At 64.2% G+C, this 16,413-nt stretch carries 13 protein-coding genes and 2 pseudogenes; 9 read left to right on the plus strand and 6 right to left on the minus strand.

Going from position 1 to position 16,413, the window contains the following annotated elements; genetic code table 11:
• A partial coding sequence (locus QZ607_RS00970) for a hypothetical protein (RefSeq protein ID WP_295878599.1) occupies positions 1 to 590 on the minus strand: 590 nt, incomplete at its 3' end.
• A 698-nt stretch (positions 591 to 1,288) separates the two neighbouring features.
• On the opposite strand from QZ607_RS00970, the gene QZ607_RS00975 reads away from it, so the two are divergent.
• From QZ607_RS00975 to QZ607_RS01005, 7 genes are all read left to right on the plus strand, one after another.
• Complete coding sequence (locus QZ607_RS00975) at positions 1,289 to 2,818, plus strand: BCCT family transporter (protein ID WP_295878601.1); 1,530 nt, start codon at positions 1,289 to 1,291, stop codon at positions 2,816 to 2,818.
• Positions 2,818 to 4,719 carry a glycine betaine ABC transporter substrate-binding protein gene (locus tag QZ607_RS00980; RefSeq protein ID WP_295878602.1) on the plus strand — a complete coding sequence of 634 codons (1,902 nt, stop codon included), beginning with the start codon at positions 2,818 to 2,820 and terminating at the stop codon, positions 4,717 to 4,719. Before QZ607_RS00975 ends, QZ607_RS00980 begins: the two co-directional genes overlap by 1 nt.
• Before the next feature lie 172 nt (positions 4,720 to 4,891).
• Positions 4,892 to 5,158, plus strand: coding sequence for a CopG family ribbon-helix-helix protein (locus tag QZ607_RS00985; protein ID WP_295878603.1), 267 nt, complete (start codon positions 4,892 to 4,894; stop codon positions 5,156 to 5,158).
• The gene (locus QZ607_RS00990) at positions 5,155 to 5,436 is read left to right on the plus strand and encodes a type II toxin-antitoxin system RelE/ParE family toxin (RefSeq protein WP_295878605.1); all 282 of its coding nucleotides are present in this window, start codon (positions 5,155 to 5,157) and stop codon (positions 5,434 to 5,436) included. The genes QZ607_RS00985 and QZ607_RS00990 overlap by 4 nt, the downstream gene beginning before the upstream one ends.
• 196 nt (positions 5,437 to 5,632) lie before the next feature.
• Positions 5,633 to 6,964, plus strand: coding sequence for a mechanosensitive ion channel family protein (locus QZ607_RS00995; RefSeq protein WP_295878608.1), 1,332 nt, complete (start codon positions 5,633 to 5,635; stop codon positions 6,962 to 6,964).
• Between the two features lie 476 nt (positions 6,965 to 7,440).
• Positions 7,441 to 7,674: a type II toxin-antitoxin system Phd/YefM family antitoxin gene (locus QZ607_RS01000; protein ID WP_295878610.1), complete on the plus strand. Its 234-nt coding sequence runs from the start codon at positions 7,441 to 7,443 to the stop codon at positions 7,672 to 7,674.
• The gene (locus QZ607_RS01005; protein WP_295878612.1) at positions 7,674 to 8,036 is read left to right on the plus strand and encodes a hypothetical protein; all 363 of its coding nucleotides are present in this window, start codon (positions 7,674 to 7,676) and stop codon (positions 8,034 to 8,036) included. Before QZ607_RS01000 ends, QZ607_RS01005 begins: the two co-directional genes overlap by 1 nt.
• Before the next feature lie 53 nt (positions 8,037 to 8,089).
• Here QZ607_RS01005 and QZ607_RS01010 read toward each other — a convergent pair whose 3' ends face one another.
• Positions 8,090 to 10,489, minus strand: coding sequence for a LamG domain-containing protein (locus QZ607_RS01010; RefSeq protein WP_295878614.1), 2,400 nt, complete (start codon positions 10,487 to 10,489; stop codon positions 8,090 to 8,092).
• Positions 10,490 to 10,899: 410 nt separating this feature from the next.
• Here QZ607_RS01010 and QZ607_RS25785 point away from each other — a divergent pair.
• Positions 10,900 to 11,037: pseudogene (locus tag QZ607_RS25785) on the plus strand (hypothetical protein); the annotation flags it as partial.
• A 293-nt stretch (positions 11,038 to 11,330) separates the two neighbouring features.
• Here QZ607_RS25785 and QZ607_RS01015 read toward each other — a convergent pair.
• From QZ607_RS01015 to QZ607_RS01030, 4 genes and pseudogenes are all read right to left on the minus strand, one after another.
• A complete protein-coding gene (locus QZ607_RS01015) occupies positions 11,331 to 11,738 on the minus strand; it encodes a type II toxin-antitoxin system VapC family toxin (RefSeq protein ID WP_295878615.1) in 408 nt (135 codons plus the stop codon).
• A gap of 437 nt (positions 11,739 to 12,175) precedes the next feature.
• Positions 12,176 to 12,436 carry a hypothetical protein gene (locus QZ607_RS01020; protein ID WP_295878617.1) on the minus strand — a complete coding sequence of 87 codons (261 nt, stop codon included), beginning with the start codon at positions 12,434 to 12,436 and terminating at the stop codon, positions 12,176 to 12,178.
• 308 nt (positions 12,437 to 12,744) lie between these two features.
• Positions 12,745 to 13,524 carry a putative Na+/H+ antiporter gene (locus QZ607_RS01025; RefSeq protein WP_367268136.1) on the minus strand — a complete coding sequence of 260 codons (780 nt, stop codon included), beginning with the start codon at positions 13,522 to 13,524 and terminating at the stop codon, positions 12,745 to 12,747.
• A pseudogene (locus QZ607_RS01030) lies at positions 13,458 to 13,982 on the minus strand (putative Na+/H+ antiporter); the annotation flags it as partial. The gene QZ607_RS01025 and the pseudogene QZ607_RS01030, both read right to left, overlap by 67 nt.
• Before the next feature lie 817 nt (positions 13,983 to 14,799).
• Between QZ607_RS01030 and QZ607_RS01035 the strand changes: the two are divergent.
• Positions 14,800 to 16,275, plus strand: coding sequence for a YeeE/YedE thiosulfate transporter family protein (locus tag QZ607_RS01035; protein WP_295878621.1), 1,476 nt, complete (start codon positions 14,800 to 14,802; stop codon positions 16,273 to 16,275).
• Positions 16,276 to 16,413 lie beyond the last annotated feature (138 nt).

Raw genomic sequence — 16,413 nt, forward strand, 5'->3', positions numbered from 1 at the left:
ACGATGACGGCGATGCGAAAGCCGACCGCCACACCGCCGTCGCGTGAGGCCAGCCATGCAAGGAAGCCGTCGGCGAACTCCTGCACCGTCAACTGCGAGCGCCCGGCGGCGATGACCGCGGACAGGTAGCCCCGCATGGCCTCGACATGCGCGGGGTCGCCACCCTTGGCTTCGAGGCTTGCGATCACGGCCGACGCCTTCTCGAAGATGCGATCGCGCTCCTCCACCAGCTCCAGCCGCTCCTGGCGCAGCGCTTCGGCCTCGGCGCCCTCGGCGGTGCGGACCTCGAGGCTCGTATCGATCACAGCCTGGGTGGCCGCCCGCGCCTCGTCCTGCCAGGCCGCGGCGAGCGGGGCCAGCTCATCGGCGGTGAGCGGGACGAGCCGCAGCTCCAGCTCGTCGAGTGCGATGGCCGGATCATCGAGGCCCGAGGGATAGGCCGGCGCCGCAGCCTGCGCGTCGGCGCCCGCCGCCGGCCCCGCGCTCTCGTCCTGGGCTAAGCCTACGCCGGCCCACAGGGCACCCAGCATGACCAAGACCCCGAGGCCGGCGCCGATCGGCGTGGCTTTACTTAGGACACAAGGCTGCATCATCTCCTCTCCCGGTTCGCGGAATGTTGCGCCGCAAGGCAACTCACGACCGTTAGGGCGAGTGTGCGCGGCGACTTCGGGGGCGCTACAGGAGCCGTCACCGGTGACGTGACCAATGGCGCCACCCAACCGGCGGGCGCGCACGCCGCCTGTCCGGTCATGGAGTGCGTGGACGGGGCGGCCGCATTGAAAGCGATCCGCCGACGAGGGGCAATGCACTCTGCGCCCAATTTGGGCGAGCCCACCGAGTCCCTGCACCCACAGACGGCCTCCGTTCGGGGCCTTGGGCGACATCGGACGGTCCTGGACCTGATGACCAAGACTGCGACCCGCCGACAGCGCGCACCGGCACCCGCTCCAGGTCCCCGCGAACGGCCGCCGCAGGGCGAGCCGCGGCTCGCCTGGGGCCTCATCATGCGCAGGCTGGATGCGGCGCAAGTCGTGTGCTCAGGATGTGCCGTTCGGAGGTCACGGTGACCGTGCGAGGTTGCGCCGCCCCAGGGCTGACCGCACCGCTAAACACACCGAGAGGCTGTATTCATCCGCGAGCCGTTGCCGATACGGCCCATTCTGGGCAGCCTGGACCTTGCCGCAGCCGAGGGGTGTCCCAAACCTTCCCGTAACGGTACGCTGGGGCGCCAAGCGCGCTGCGATCAAGCAATGGCGGGATGCTCCTGCCGCAACGCCAGGAGACCCGCATGGCCGAAACCCCGACGACCAGGCGCCCCCTCGGCGCCGTCTTCGTGCTCTCCGTGCTCATCTGCGGGGCCATCGGCCTGTGGGGCGTGCTGGCGCCGGACGCGCTCGCGGGCGCCGCGAACGCGCTGACCGGCTTCGCGCTGACGACGCTGGACTGGGTCTTCCTGATGCTCTGCACCAGCTTCGTGGTGCTGGGCGGCGCGCTGGCCCTCGGTCCCTACGGCAAGATCAAGCTCGGCGCCGACGACGACGAGCCCGAGTTTTCGACCGTGTCCTGGATTGCCATGCTGTTCGCAGGCGGCATGGGCGCGGGGCTGCTGTTCTGGGGGCCAGCGGAGCCCCTGTACCACTTCACCGACCCGCCGGGGCTCGAAGGCGGCACGCCGGAGGCGGCGCGTCTGTCCATGGTGCTCACCAACCTGCACTGGGGCCTGCACGCGTGGTCCATCTACGCCGTCTGCGCCCTGGTGATCGCCTATTTCATCTTCCGGCGTAATGCGCCCGGGCTCATTTCCACGCCTATTCGCTATGCCTTTCGCGGGCGGCTAGTCGGGCCGATCGCCACGGCAGCAGACACCCTGGGCGTGGTGGCCGTGATCCTGGGTCTCGCCGGCTCGCTCGCGATGGGTACGCTTCAGGTGCGCGCCGGCCTCGGCGAGGTGGCCGGCGTGCCCCAGGCGGACTGGGTCAGCATCGTCATCGTCTGCGTGCTGGCGGTGTGTTTTTTCATCTCCGCCAGCACCGGCCTCGGCCAGGGCATCAAGGTGCTCTCGAACATCAACATGGCCATCGCCGTGGCCATCATGCTGTTCGTGCTCTTCGTCGGCCCCACCCGGTTCATCCTGGAGACCTTCACCACCACCCTCGGCGACTATCTGAACAACCTGCCGGCCATGTCCTTCCGGCTCTATCCCTTCGAGGGCCTGACCGACTGGACCGCGGGCTGGACCCTGACTTATCTGATCTGGTGGCTCGCCTGGGGGCCCTTTGTGGGGGTGTTCATCGCGCGCATCAGCCGCGGGCGCACCATCCGCGAGTTCATGCTCGGCGTGGTGCTCATCCCGTCGCTGTTCTCCATGCTCTGGTTCGCCACCTTCGGCGGCGCCGGCTTCTTCGTGGAGCTGCAGGGCTCGGGCGGGCTGGCGGACCTGGTGTTCGACGACGTGGCCAAGGCGCTGTTCGCGCTGTTCGATTACTTCCCGCTGGCGCAGGTGCTGAGCTGGGCAGCGCTGCTGCTGATCTTCGTCTTCCTGGTCACCAGCGCCGACAGCGGCACCTTCGTGGTCAGCATGATGACCGGCAAGGGCACGCTGGACCCGTCCATCGGCCTCAAGCTCACCTGGGCGCTGATCATCCTGGCCATCACCATCGGCACCCTGCTCTCGGGCAGCGTGGAGGTGGCGAAGACGCTCGCCGTAAGCGGCGCTATCCCCTTCTCGTTGGTGCTGCTGTTGCAGATCGCGGCCTTCCTGCGCACCCTGCGCGATGAGGAAGGGGCCACGGCAACGGCCAGGCAAGTCCAGTCATGATGCCGCGCCTTCGGAATCGCCTTCGCCCCCTCGCCCTGCTCGCCGTCCTGGCCCTCGGCGGCTGCGGCGAGATCGACCGCCCGCTGGTGGTGGGCACCAAGGACTTCGCGGAGCAGCAGGTGACCGCCCAACTGCTGGCACAGACCCTGCGCGCCCACGACATCCCGGCGGAGGTGGACGACACCGCCCGCAACAGCCTGGGGGCCATCGGCGCCCTCTGGGTCGGCGAGATCGACATCTACGTGGACTACACCGGCTCCATTCTTGCGCTGGGCGGTCACCCGCCGGTGCACGAAGACCCCACGTCCTTCGTCGCCGCCGAGGAGGCGCTCGCACCCTTCGAGTTCAGCATCGGGCCGCTGCTCGGCTTCAGCAACGACTATGTGGTGCTGGCGCGGCCCGGCTCCCGGGCCGCCGCGGCGCCGGCACGCCTGAGCGCGCTGGCCGCTTCGGGCCAGGCACTGCGCATGGGCATGACCGAGGAGTTCCGGGCGCGGCCGGTGGACGGCTTCGAGCCACTGAGCCGCCGCTACGGGCTGCGCGCCGAGCCGGCCCTGCTGGTGCCGAGCTCGGCGGAGGGCAAGGACCGGCTCTACGCCAGCCTGCTCGACGGCGACATCGACCTCGCCGTGGGCTTCAGCACCGACCCTCAGATCGCCGAGTTCGGCCTGGTGCGCATCGACGACGACCGCGACTTCTTCCCGGCCTATGCCGCGGCCCCGATCACCCGCAAGGGACTGCTGGCGCGCCGCCCGGATCTCGCTCCGGCGCTGGCGAGCCTGGAGGACCGGGTGTCCACCGAGGCCATGCGCGAGATGCTGGCGGAGGTGACCACGCTCGGCGCGGACCCCTTCGCCGTGGTCGCCCGCTTCCTGGACCCGACCCTGCCGCCGGCCACCGACGGCACCCTGGCACGGCCCTTCGGCATCGCCGTGGGGCGGCTCGATGCCGTCGCCGGGCAGGCCGCGGACGTGGTGCTCGCGCTGCGCAAGGCCTTCCCCGGCCGGCGCATCGAGGTGCGCCGGGTCACAGACCCGCTCGCGCCCCTGCTGGCTGGGGATGTGCGCTATGCGCTGGTGACCGGGCCCGCGCTCTTCACCCTCGACACGGCCCGCGGGAAGCCCCAGCGCGGCGAGGCGGACGCCCTGGTGCCGGTGGGCTTCGATACGCTGCATCTGCTCACCCGGCCCGATGCCGACGGCGCGGTCTGGGGCCCCGAGGCACGCATCGGCGTCGGCCCCGCCGACGGCATCACCGCACGGACGGCCATCTTCGTCGAGTCCGGCGTCGAGCCCGCCCGCGCGGCCCTGGTGCCGACGGATGCCGAGGGCCTCGCCGCCTTCCGCGCCCAGGGGGTCCAAGTGCGCGACGGCGAGCTGGACGGCCTGCTCGTCATGGCCGAGACCGGCCATCCGCTCATCGGCGAGCTCTTGGCCGAGGGCCTGCGCCTCGCCGCCGTGGACAGCTGGGAGGTCCAGGGCAACCGCCTCGCCTTCCCCTTCCTGCAGCCGGTGACCATTCCCGCCGGCACCTACCCGGGGCAGTCCGCACCGCTCGCCAGCGTCGGCAGCCAGGTGGTGCTCGCCGCGGGCCGCTCGGACCCCACCGACGCCGTGGGCGTGGTGGGGCCCGGCTCCGCCGCCATCGGCCAGAACCTGCCCGTGGCCGCCGGCACCGTGGCACGCCTCCGCGACGCACTGGACGTCAGCGTGCGCCTGGACCCGAGCCTGCCGACCTCCATGATCGCCTTCGAGCCGCCGGCGGAGCGCCGCGAGGGCATCGGCCTGTCGCCGGCGGTGTCGCTGGTCAACCTGGGCGCCATCGTCGCACTCGTGCTGATCATCCGGCTCTATCTCGCGCCGCCGCGGACCCGGCCCGGCGCCCCGGAACAGGGGCGTTGACGCCGCCGGCGCCCGCCGCGAGCCGCAGCCGGCCGGGCGCGGCGGAGCACCACATGTGCAACCCCCAGGGTTGCCCGCCCACGCGATCCTCAGCCTCGCCGAGGGTGGCTTGCCGGCCCGTCGGCCCCGTGCTAGAACCTCGGAGAACACAGCGCAACACACGAGGTGCAACATGCCGAGAGGTACTGTGTCCGTCCGTTTGGACGAGACTACGCTGCAACGCTTGGCGGCCATTGCAAAAGCGACCGGCCGCTCCCGCGGTGCGCTGATGTCGCATGCCATCGAGCGCTATGCCGAGTCCGAGGCATGGCAGGTCGCGGCCATCCAGGAAGCGATGGATGAGCTCTCGCGTGGCGAGGCGGGACTGGTGGACCACGGCGATGTCGCTGCCGCACTGGACACCTGGGGCGGGCCGGACGAGATCGATCCTGCCGAATGAGAATCCGTTGGCATCGGCTCGCCCGGCGGGATCTGCGAGATCTTCGCGCCTACATCGCGCGGGACAATCCAACGGCCGCGGCGCGGATCGCGCAACGCATACGCATATCCATCGAACGCCTTGCCGACAATCCCAGCCTGGGCCGACCGGGTCGGGTCCTCGACACCCGCGAGCTCATGGTCACAGGCACCCCATACCTCGTCCCATACACAGTCTCCGACAACGAGATCGTGATACTGCGCGTTCTTCACGGCGCGCAGCAGTGGCCGCAACGTTGACGGCCCCGCCCATTCCGGGCACTGCGGACGTGCAGCATGCGAGCCGGGCGCTCAAGCTATGCGGTCGCCGGTGGACCCGGAATGTGATCGAGACGCCATCACAGCCGCAAACACCCAAGGGGACCGGACGGCGCGACGTGGCCCCGATCATCGGAGCGCCGACCGTCGTTGACCCTTCACCAAAGGGAACACCGCAATGCACCAGATCACGCGGCCGCTCTTCGGCGCCCTTTGCGTGCTGCTCGTCTGTGCGACACCCGCCGCCGCACAGACGGAAGCACCCTCTCAACCCGAGAGTCCGATCAGTGCCCCGCACAACCCGGCGACGGACAATGCCATCGCCAAGCGCCTGCGGACGATCCTTGACGAGCTGGACGGCTACGATGGCGTTGAGCTGACGGTCGAGTCGGGTGTCGTCACCCTCACCGGCGAGACGCGGGACAACACATCGCTTGCACGTCTCGCGCAGATCGTCACCCGGATCGACGGAGTTGCAGCCATCAATAACCGGCTGACCACCGCGACCGGGCTCGAAGAGCGGCTCCTGCCCTCACTCGACCGCTTCATACAGCGCGCCGCGCAGACGCTCGCTGCGCTGCCACTGATTGGCGTGGCGCTGGCCAGCCTGCTTGCCATCTATCTGCTCGGCCGGCTGACAGGGGCACTACCGATTTGGGCACGCATCGCACCCAACACCTTTATCGCCGGCATCTACCGGCAGCTCGTGCGGCTTGTCTTCCTGATTGCCGGGCTGGTTGTCGCGCTCGACATGCTCGACGCCACGGCGCTGCTCGGCTCGATCCTTGGCGCCGCGGGTGTCATCGGTCTCGCCATCGGCTTTGCCGTGCGGGATACGGTCGAGAACTTCATCGCGTCCATCATGCTGTCCATCCGCCAGCCATTCCGCCCCTTCGACCTGGTCGAGATCGAGGGGGATGTGGGCAAGGTCGTGCGCTTGACCTCGCGCGCCACGATTCTGCTCTCCCTCGACGGCAACATGATCCGCGTACCAAACGCGACCGTCTTCAAGTCGCGCATCGTCAACTTCACCAGCAACCCCGAGCGCCGCTTCACCTTCTCCATCGACATCGACCCGACTGCCGACATGGCCCGACTCCGCGACCGCGCACAGGAGCAGCTGGCTACCCTGCCTTTCGTGCTCGATGACCCCGCCAGCGACGTCTGGATCGACGAAAAGGATGGCAGTGATGTCGAGCTGTGTTTTGCCGCCTGGATCGACCAGACCGAAACCAGCTTCGCCCGCGCCCGCGGCGAGGCAATCCGCATCCTGCGCGCGATGGTGCAGGACGAGGGCGCCCTGCGCCCACCACCGATCAGCCGCGTCTACACTATGGACGATCCCCAGGCCGCCATGCATCGCAACCGCGTCGCCGCCCACGATCTTGCCCCCGAGTCCATCGCCGATCTCAGTATCACGGACACCGGCGCGCTGGACCGCCTGGCGCAGGCCGACCGGGAGAATGCCGATGCGCGTGATCTGCTCGGCCGCGGTCAAGCGCGGGAGTAAAGCGTCGCTGGCTCAGGATAGACAGTAAAGGTCAGCGTATTCACCGGCGCCACCGGCGTGGCCGCAAGCCGACCCAGGTCAGCAACGCCAGCGTCAGCATGCCGATCGAGACGACGAACATGCGGTCAATGCCGTGGGTAAACACACCGCGGGGGTCTCACATCGCACACCGCGATGTTACGTCTGAGACCTGATCCCCGCGGTCTTTTCATCCGAGGGATATTGGCGATGCTGTAAGCGGCGCCCAGCACCAGCATGGGCGGCACCAATGTCCAAGTACCGATGTCCGGGCCGAGCAAGCCCGCAAACAGCAACAGGGCCAGCGCGAGCAGCGCGGTTCCGCCGGCGTGGACTGAGCGACAAGAAAGCGGCCGGATGGCCGCTTTTTCGCTGGTGGACGATCCACTACACTGTCCGGCATCACGAGATTTCCGACCCAACAGCCTCGCCCACTGTGCCCCCAGCGCAGCCACGACATGAACATCTCTGCCGAACAGATCACCGCGCAGCTCCACGCCGCCGATCAAGGGCCGGTCTTCATCACCGACCAAGGCCGCGCGAGCTATGTGCTGCTGTCGATAGACGACTACCGCAGACTCTGCGGGACAGATCGCAATATTGCCGATCTACTCGCCATGCCCGGCGTCGAAGACATCGATTTCGAGCCGCCGCAGTTGCAAGACGTCGCCCGGGCAGCCGATCTGTCCTGATGTTTCTGCTCGACACCAACGTCGTGTCGGAGCTGCGCAAGGTCCGATCTGGCAAGGCCGATGCCGGCGTAGCGCGTTGGGCCGAGCCGGTCCAAACGAGCGACCTGTTCCTATCGGTCATCAGCCTTCAGGAACTGGCGATCGGCATCCTGCTCATCGAGCGGCGGGACGCGTCACAGGGGCGCCTCCTGCGGGCCTGGTTCGACCAGCATGAAGCCTCTGGGGATAGGTCTTGCAATCACGCATCTGAAGCCTCCTGCACCGCAGGTGCAGGTCTCACATCGCACACCACGACGTTTCGTGTGAGACCTGCCCCGGAAGTGTGCCGCATCGCACACCGCGATGTTACGTGTGAGACTTGACCCCCACGGTCTCCTTACGTGTGAGACTTCCCCCCCACGGTCTCCGGTCTCTGCTATCGCTCGCGATCATACACGCGCAGTGCTACTACGGTGCGCTCGCGCTCGAACCGTGCCCCCGCCTCGACCAGCGCGCGCCTGACGCATCGCGAAACGCTATTTTTCGAGGTTCCCTTTAAACTGTTGACGTACGCATCACCCTGAAACCATTGCCTATACTGCCCATGCAAAAGGACGATGCCCGTAATGAGAAGAAGCAGAGCGCTCGGCGTCGGCACTCCGGCGCTCCCAAAGACCGGCGTCTGCGAGCCGGTAAACCTGCCTGATTCTACAAAATAGAGTTCACTCACAAACCATTCAGCGTCGTCGGTTTCAATTCCAAGAATTCTAAACGCATTGATGCCGCCTACGCCAACACCGAATGCAGAGAGCCCAGTGGTAAAGTCAAACCAAACGCCGCCGGTCAAGTCAATACCTGTGTCGAATGCGCTCCCTACGTTATCGAAAAGCCATAGATCGTACAGTGTATCCTCAATAACTGGCAACTTAACTCCCATAAAGTTCGGGTCGCCGTCGCCCGTGCGAAAGTCGTACCCAACCGCTATCGGTGGATCCACACGCACCCCGGCCCCCTCTGCGACGTCGAAATCGAAGAGCTTCGCATTGGCGCCATCACTTGCGACATTATGAGGAAACTTAACGGTACCAACGGAATCTGGAGGTATGCGAGATATTCTCTCGGGATCCTGCGGAGCTGTGCCGTATACGAAGCCGCGCTCTCGCGCGAGATTTTCGTACTCTTTCAAAAACTCAAACGGGCTGTTCTTGGCTTTTGCCTGGACATCAGTTAAGTCTAGCACCAACTTTGAGATGTCATCGATATTCCTTACGTCGTCTGCGACCTCTATTATCGATTCGGCCTGTTTCGCCTCACTGGCAAAAGACTTGATCGCATCCCAAGCCACGTTTTCTACAGCAGTCCAGAAGTTCTTCGCAACGCTTTCCGATGGTTCGCCAGGGAACGCAGCATCGGCAAGCTCAGCTACGATGAATGCTGCGACGTCAATTTCGCGCTTCAAATTCCTGGCCGTCTCGATCTTAGACACCGGGATAACCGCGTTCGAATTAAGCGCACCAATGATTTCATTTCGCGCAAGCACGAAATCGTCAATAAACCCATCCATCATTAGGGCAAAGCCTTCTGCCATGCCAAGATACAACTGCGAAGTCAGCATGTGTTCGCTAGTCATAATGTTGAGGAGTTCTTGTCCCACAGACTCCGGCGACACAGTCCCACCACGCACCAAAGCAGCCAAGCTGGTATTTACTAGGCCCTGCAGGGCGGCGTTCGCATATGTTCCAAGGGCATTAGTGGCGACCTTCTCCGCAACGACGGTCTGGACTTCATACGGTGTTGCCTTCAAGACCTCATCGAGAGCCTTGGAGCTAGCGAGATACTGCGAGGAGACAGAAGCGTTTGCTTGTACTTCTGCTCCGCTCTTCAAGGCAAGGCCTGTTTGATCGATGGCATTCTGGTATCCAACCGGAACCGAAAACGTTCGCTGGTCACCATCAAACGAAACAAGAACTTCACTTCCTAGACCGATCCGCGGAGACATGTTTACCGCGAGTTCAAATGATTCCTCGGGTGATAGGGCGCGATTGTAGATACGCACGTCATCTATCAATGCATCTCCAGACCGATATGGAGAGTCGTAACCACCGCGGGCCGAACTGTACCTGTAAGCTCCTATTAGCATATCCCAGGATGGCTCGATAGGCGATAGAGAGCTTGCTGGCGACCGTTCTCTGAGGACACCATCGAGGTAGAGTAGCGATTCTGCGGCTGAGCGATCCCATACCGCAGTTACATTATGCCATTTAGAAAGATCTTTCACCGTGAAAGGGGCCGCTGTTCGGGTCATGGTGCTTTCAGTGTAAGCGCCGGCCTGAACGTTCCAGAAAATTTCCTCGGTTGCGTTGTTGATCCCCAAGTGTGCGCCTTCTCGAAAGTCTCCGCCTTGAATCACGAGTAGCGGAGTGAAATACGATGTGTCGCCGTCAGAGTTAGTAGAGGCATGCTCTGAGGAAAAAGTATCCAGTCGGAAGTTTGCGGAAAAGGTAAAGCTGTCCGTGTTGGGATAGTACCCGGAAGATATCTTGCCATAGTTCTGGTCCGTGGCACGTAAAACGAATCCGGACGCAGCGTTGTTCGGGACTGAATATCTGAGGTCTTGGTTTCCGTGTGAGACTGACCCGTTGCCATAAGTGGGACTGGGGCCTGCACCCGCAGCCTCTGGTGCCGAATTGTTGATTTGGCCTGCGTCGATAAATCCATAATCATCGAATGCGTATTGGTAAAGAAGGCCGTCAATCGGTATTGTCGCGGAGTAAGCCGATGGGGCACTCAAGGTAATGAAAAACGCAAGCGCATTAATAGGGAAAAGCTTGGTCATTGCCGTAAATGCCTCTTCGCTGATAGTCAAGTGTCGGGAAAGCTTAGCGCAGCACAGTCCAGCATTGCGCACCATGCTCGCGGACGGCAGATGGAGCACCCACTTTGGGAGCTTATTCCGGGACAGACCACGACTAATTCAACGGACGATCGCGACCAAGGCGACCCGCCAGCGCCAACGACGCTCCCCGGCTGCTCGCATCAGCCGCCGCTACCAAGACTATCCGCCGCATGCTGATCAGGCAACCCCCGAGGGTCAGCAGCGCGGGGCGGGGTTTCCGCGCGCGGGGCGGGGTCACGGGGCGCGGCAGGTCTCACACGTAACATCGTGGTGTGTGATGTGGGGCCTGTGATGTGAGACCCCCTTGATGACCCCCGTGACCTGAACCCCGTGACCCCCGGCTCCAGGACGGCGACGCCGACCTGCTCCCGCTCGACCGGATCCCCGACACGGCCGTCGGCGTCGGCCTGCTGCCCTACCCGCCCGGCATCCCCACCGTCATGCCTGGCGAGCGCCTGGGCGCCGCCGACGGATCCTGGATCAGCTAACTGCGCGCCCTGGTGGGCCTTCGGCCGGGCATTCCCGGGCTTCGAGAAGGTGGTCTAGGGGGCCGAGGTCGAGGATGGGCACTGCTATGCCTGGTGTCTGCGCTGATGACAGGGACGGGGACGGGCCGGGGTCACTGCCGTTGACTGAAGGACCGAACCTTGCGGGATACTCGCAGGCTTTAGCCGGCGCACCACAGAGAGCGCCGCCCCGGGGTGCGCAGGCTTTAGCCGGCGAGTGGCCTCTGCGCTGCCGGCTAGGCTTAAGTCAATAGCATGGACGGGCCAGAGTGTGGTCAATGCGCCGTCCTGACGTCGGTCTTGGCAAAGTCATTGCCCTTGAACAGGAGGGGTGCGCGCTCGCGGATCGCCAGCGCGTAGGAGAAGCAGTCTCCGAAGTTGAGGCCGGCCGGATGCCGCCACTTGCCGAAGCGGCGATAGGCGTCGGCGGCGGCATCGGCGAGGTCTGCGTCGAGCGGGACGGTCGCGACCTGCTCCATGGCGAGAAATTCCTTGGCGCGCTCGACGCCGATATCGCCGAGGTGGCTCTGCATCACCACCAAGAGCTCGGTACGATTGGGTGCACACAGACCAATGGCCGCTGCGGCCTTTAACCTGCCCAACAACGACGGCGCCTCGACCTCGCCCAGCAGGATGGCGGTCAGCGCACTGGTGTCGACGGCAAGATCAATCGAAGTGGCCATCGGCGTTGTAGCCGAGGATGGCATCATCGTCGCGACGCTCGATCAACGGCAGGGAACACACCTCTCGACGCAACCAGTCAAGCGTCGCATCCGGATCCGGCCTGGCGGACGCATCCGCCCGCCCATCCAAAGCGGCGCCAAGCCGGACGATGGCCTATTGGGTCATCGACAGACGATGCTCGGCCGCCGTCTCCTTGAGCCGCAGATAGAGGTCTTCGGGGACGTTTCGCAGGACCAACGTGGGCATTTCAGGCCTGTCGGGCATCATCAGCTGGCAAAACGCTGGCGCAGGAGTCCGGGCCAGGCAATAGGAGCAGGCGGCGCGATCGCCCAAGTGCCGTCGACCAGCGGATCAGCCGCAGCGGGCTCGACGATGCGGCCATGGCGATGATGACCAGCCTGGACCCCGCCGAGGTCGCCCAGCTCCCCAACGACCACTAAGCAGGCCCAAGCGCTATGTCAGGTGCGAGAAGGCTTGCGAACAGCAACAGGTCCAGCGCGCACAGCGCGGTTCCGCCGCTGATCAGCACCCGCGGCGCAAACCGGCTCGCGAACATCCCCACCGCGATGCTGAAAGGAAGACGACCGCGATCAGCGCGTTGGCCCCCCGGGACAACCGTGCAGAGCACGGCGGCAAGCACCATGCCACCAGTGCCCAGCAGCATGCAGCGCTTGCGGCCGTAGAGGTCGCCGGGCATCGCGCCGACGAGGATGAAGGCGTAAGCATCAGTGCCGAAATGCTCGTCATCAGGCCGATCTGGGCCTGGGTGGCGTCGAGCTCGTTCTGGATCGCCGGCACCAGCAGCGTCAGCATTCCCGAATGCAGGGCCACCGTCAGCACGGCGAGTACGCAGGCAAAGAGGACCCACCAGCGGCGGGGATCGCGCGCGCCAGTAGCATAGTTCGTCTGCGGTGTTGTGGACATTGGATGATCTCGCTTGTTGTGATCGACAGAAACCCCGGAACGGTTCAGCTCCGCGTGATCCAGGCCCCATCAGTACCTCGCTCACAGAAACGCGAAGCAGAGCCAAAGGATGCTGGTCGGCGCGAGAGCCGCCAAGAACAGGGCCTGCGGCGCCACGACGTCATCGAAGTGCTTCTTGAGCAACGATTGGCCCGCTGGATTGGGTGCGTTGGCAATCACGGTCAGGCCGCCGCCGGTGACAGCGCCCGCCACCACCGCGTACTTCAAGCTGTCGGTGAACCCAGGCACCAAGGTGCTGAGATAGGTGATCGCCGCGTTGTCGTTAAACGCCGAGAGCAGGGTCGCACCTAGCATCAGCGGAACCTCGCTCAGGCTCCCGAGGACGGGCGCAATCCACCAACCCTGTAAGCCGCCGTGGATGACCAACCCGGCCAGGAAGAACCCGACCAACAGCGGTGTTTGCAGATCGATGCGATTTTGATGCTGTGCGGTGACCTGCGCGAAGCCGAGAAAGAACAAAAGCCCGAGGCTGAACAGGGCGCCATGATGGGCGTTAATGATGGTCCAGGCCATGAAGAGGAGATGAACGAGCGTGATCCAGACGGGCACGGCATCTTCACGCTGGTCCCAATCGGGGTCGCGAAACTCGCTACGCTCCGCCTCGGACAGCAGCAAAGGTCGGAATCGGCGTTTTTGGTAGCGGGTGATCTCCTCGAAGCGCTTGTCGAGCGCTTCCTTAGGCGGTTGCTGGGGCGCAGATCGTAGAATTTCTGCGACAGCAGCAGTGCCGAGACCGTCATCGCCGCGGGCTCCGTGATGATCGAACCGAGCAGCGGGCCGACTGTCAGCACGATCATCCAAACGGCCGCCAGAGTGCCGCCGAGAAGGCGGCCGATGCGCGTCATGATCTGCTCGCCCAGCCTTAGGATCGGCCGGGTGGCGGCCAGCACCATCATGACGCCCACAAAGGCCGCCTCGGTCAGATCAACGCCATGATCGATATACTGCACCAGGGTTGCCCAGTCGTAGAACAGCGTGATTGCCAGCATCAGCGGAATGATTCAGAGCCCGAAAACGACCCCTACCTCGCCGAGAAAGTGGTAGACACCGGCCAACAGATCGCCGGTTGCTTCGCGCGCCTCACCGAGGCGGATTCTTTCCTGGTGTGCCTGGCGCCGGGCCTGACTCATGGCCGTAAACCGGCTCGCCATAAACGTGTGGATGACGGCGTACAGGAAGATGAGCGTGGCGCCCAGATTAAATGGCGCTTGCTTGGATCCGGTGGAGCAGTCGCGCTGAGATCCCGTCAAGCTCAGCATCCTGGTAGCTGTTCAAGGCCGGGCGAAAGGCCGTCTGTACCTCAGTAGGCATAGCGGACCAAGCCGAGCCGCTCCAGACGCCGAGCAGCAACAAGACAAGCGCAAGGCCGAAAACGCAGCGCGTGTTGATGGGGTTCATTCGTCTGCGTGTGGCTGATGTCGGTACCTGGGCTCGTTCAACTGTCGGCCGGGCGCTCGCGCCCGGGAGACAGCGAGTGATCGGGGCCTCGCAACATGCCTGCAATGGCCTATTTGGAGACGTGAAGTGAAAACGCGGTTTTCGCTTCGCTCCGTCTCTCGAACGCCAAGGCGCTTGAGACATAGCAGGACATCCTGTCGCGCAAAAGCAACTCGCTTTATTCGAGCTGCCCGTATCGGGCGTTATCGCCGCAGGGAGGCGCCAATCGATTGACGCTCCCCTGGAGCACCTCAAGTCGATCCGTAAGGCTATCCGCGTCGAGCGCAAAACGCACAGGCCGGGCGCCCAATTTGGGTGCAGGAATGCCAGTTCAGAGCCCGGCGTCGGCGCGCAGCCAGGCATCTGCGGCCGGCTCGGTCCATGGTTCATCAAGAAAGCGATCACGCCCATTTTGGGTGCCGAGTCGTTTGACCTGAGTCTACGCGGTTGTGATCATGCCTAAAGTTCCAAACCCCTACCCGAGAGCCACCATCGTACCTGTGGCGACGCCAAGCTCGCGCTGATCTGCGTGTAGGGCTGGGTCGGCAGTCCAAGGCGTCCTTCGTTCTGCAACGCTCCTGCAATGGTTCTGCAATAGTTCTGCAATGGCTCTGCAATGGTTCTGAAAAGGAGGGTCGTATGAATTTCCAGCTCAGCCTTCGCAAGCAATGGCCTTTCTGGGTCAGTGGTGTCTTCGTTGGTATCGCCGAGGTGATGCATTACGTTGCCTTCGGCAAGCCGATCCACCTCACGACCGGCCTGGTACAGATGACCTCCGCCTTGGAGCAGACGCTTGCACCGGGGCTGGATTGGTGGTCGCGCGCCTACCGGCCCGATGTTCATTGGGGCATCATCGGCATCGTCCTCGGCGCCTGGCTGGTGACCCGAATGGAGCGGGAGTCGCGCAGCTGGCGGCGGTATCCCCGAGCCAATCTGTGGCTGGCCTTCTGGGGTGGCCTGGTGTTCAGCCTGGGGACGCGATTGGCCGATGGCTGCACCACCCACCACTTCCTTGGCGGTATCTCGTCGATGTCGGTTGCATCCCTGATCTTTGTGGTGTCGATCCTGCCCGCCGGCTTCCTGACCTTCTACTGGATAACGAAGCTCGGCGTCGGCAACGCGTTCAAAGGGCAAGAGAACCGCGGGACCGCCCGGTACGGCTACGAGCACGGCGGTAAGATGTGGCTGGACGGGATTGCCTGGGACATGAGTAAAGACTACAAGCCGGGCAGGAATTGGCTGCAGATCGGGATCGTGGTGTTTGCGCTCCTATTCTTTGCCAACGCCATCGTCGGCTCCTTTCTGCACGACCCGCTTGAGGGTCAAGTGGGATGGCAGCACGCGATCGTCAACTTCGGCTGGGGTGCGGCCATTTGGCTCATCTTGGTCGGAATCGTCGCCGGGATCGGCATGGCAAAGACCGGCTTCGGCACAGAATGCGCCATGATGACCCCTGAGATTTCTATGGGATTAAAGCATGACCGGAAGCGCGGCTGCAGCCTGTTTGAGGGTCAGTGGCGGATCTCCGGGGCGACCCGGTATATGTTCGGGTCGATGTCGCCGTTCACCGCCATCTTCATCGAGTTCGTCATTCTCTGGGTGGCGATCATGATCGGCTGGCAGCTTTTCGGCAGGGAGCTGCCCTTTCAGAACACCGCCACTTGGGTCATGGTTCTGGGTGCCCTGATGCAGGGGTTCGGCTCAGTGGCAATGATCGGCTGCGAGATCCGAACCTACATGCGGCTCGGCCTCGGGTACGCCACCGCAATGGCCGCATTCCCTGGGTTCCTGTTGGGCTATCTCCCCTATACGCTGTTTGCGGAGTGGTGGGAGGATCTGGCCAGCGCGACCGTGATTACCGATGTCAAGTCTGTCCCCGAGCTCTTTGGCCAGGATCCCGCCACGCAATTGTTCGCGGCCCTGGTGTATGGCGCTCTGCTGTTCAGTCTTATCGTCTGGAGCGTCAGGAGAGGTATGCGTCTGACGGGAACTTCATTCAAAGCGCTGGCTACGACCCCGAATGACGAGCTCGCGATCGAGTTCTTCAAGCGAAACTTCCCCGAAGACGAGCGCTCCTACGCCGAGCATGTGAAGCAGCGAGATGTCGCCGTCTGAGGCGCGGCGACGCGATGGCTGGCACAGCGGTGCTTCGGCGGGTGGTGGACTGCAATGTGCTCGGCGACTGTCGGCGGCGGGGGTAAGACAACTCGCGTTGCAGATGGCCCCCGTTTCACCCCACCGTCAATGCGGTCG

The sequence above is a fragment of the uncultured Thiohalocapsa sp. genome (genome assembly GCF_913063425.1).
GTDB lineage: Bacteria > Pseudomonadota > Gammaproteobacteria > Chromatiales > Chromatiaceae > Thiohalocapsa.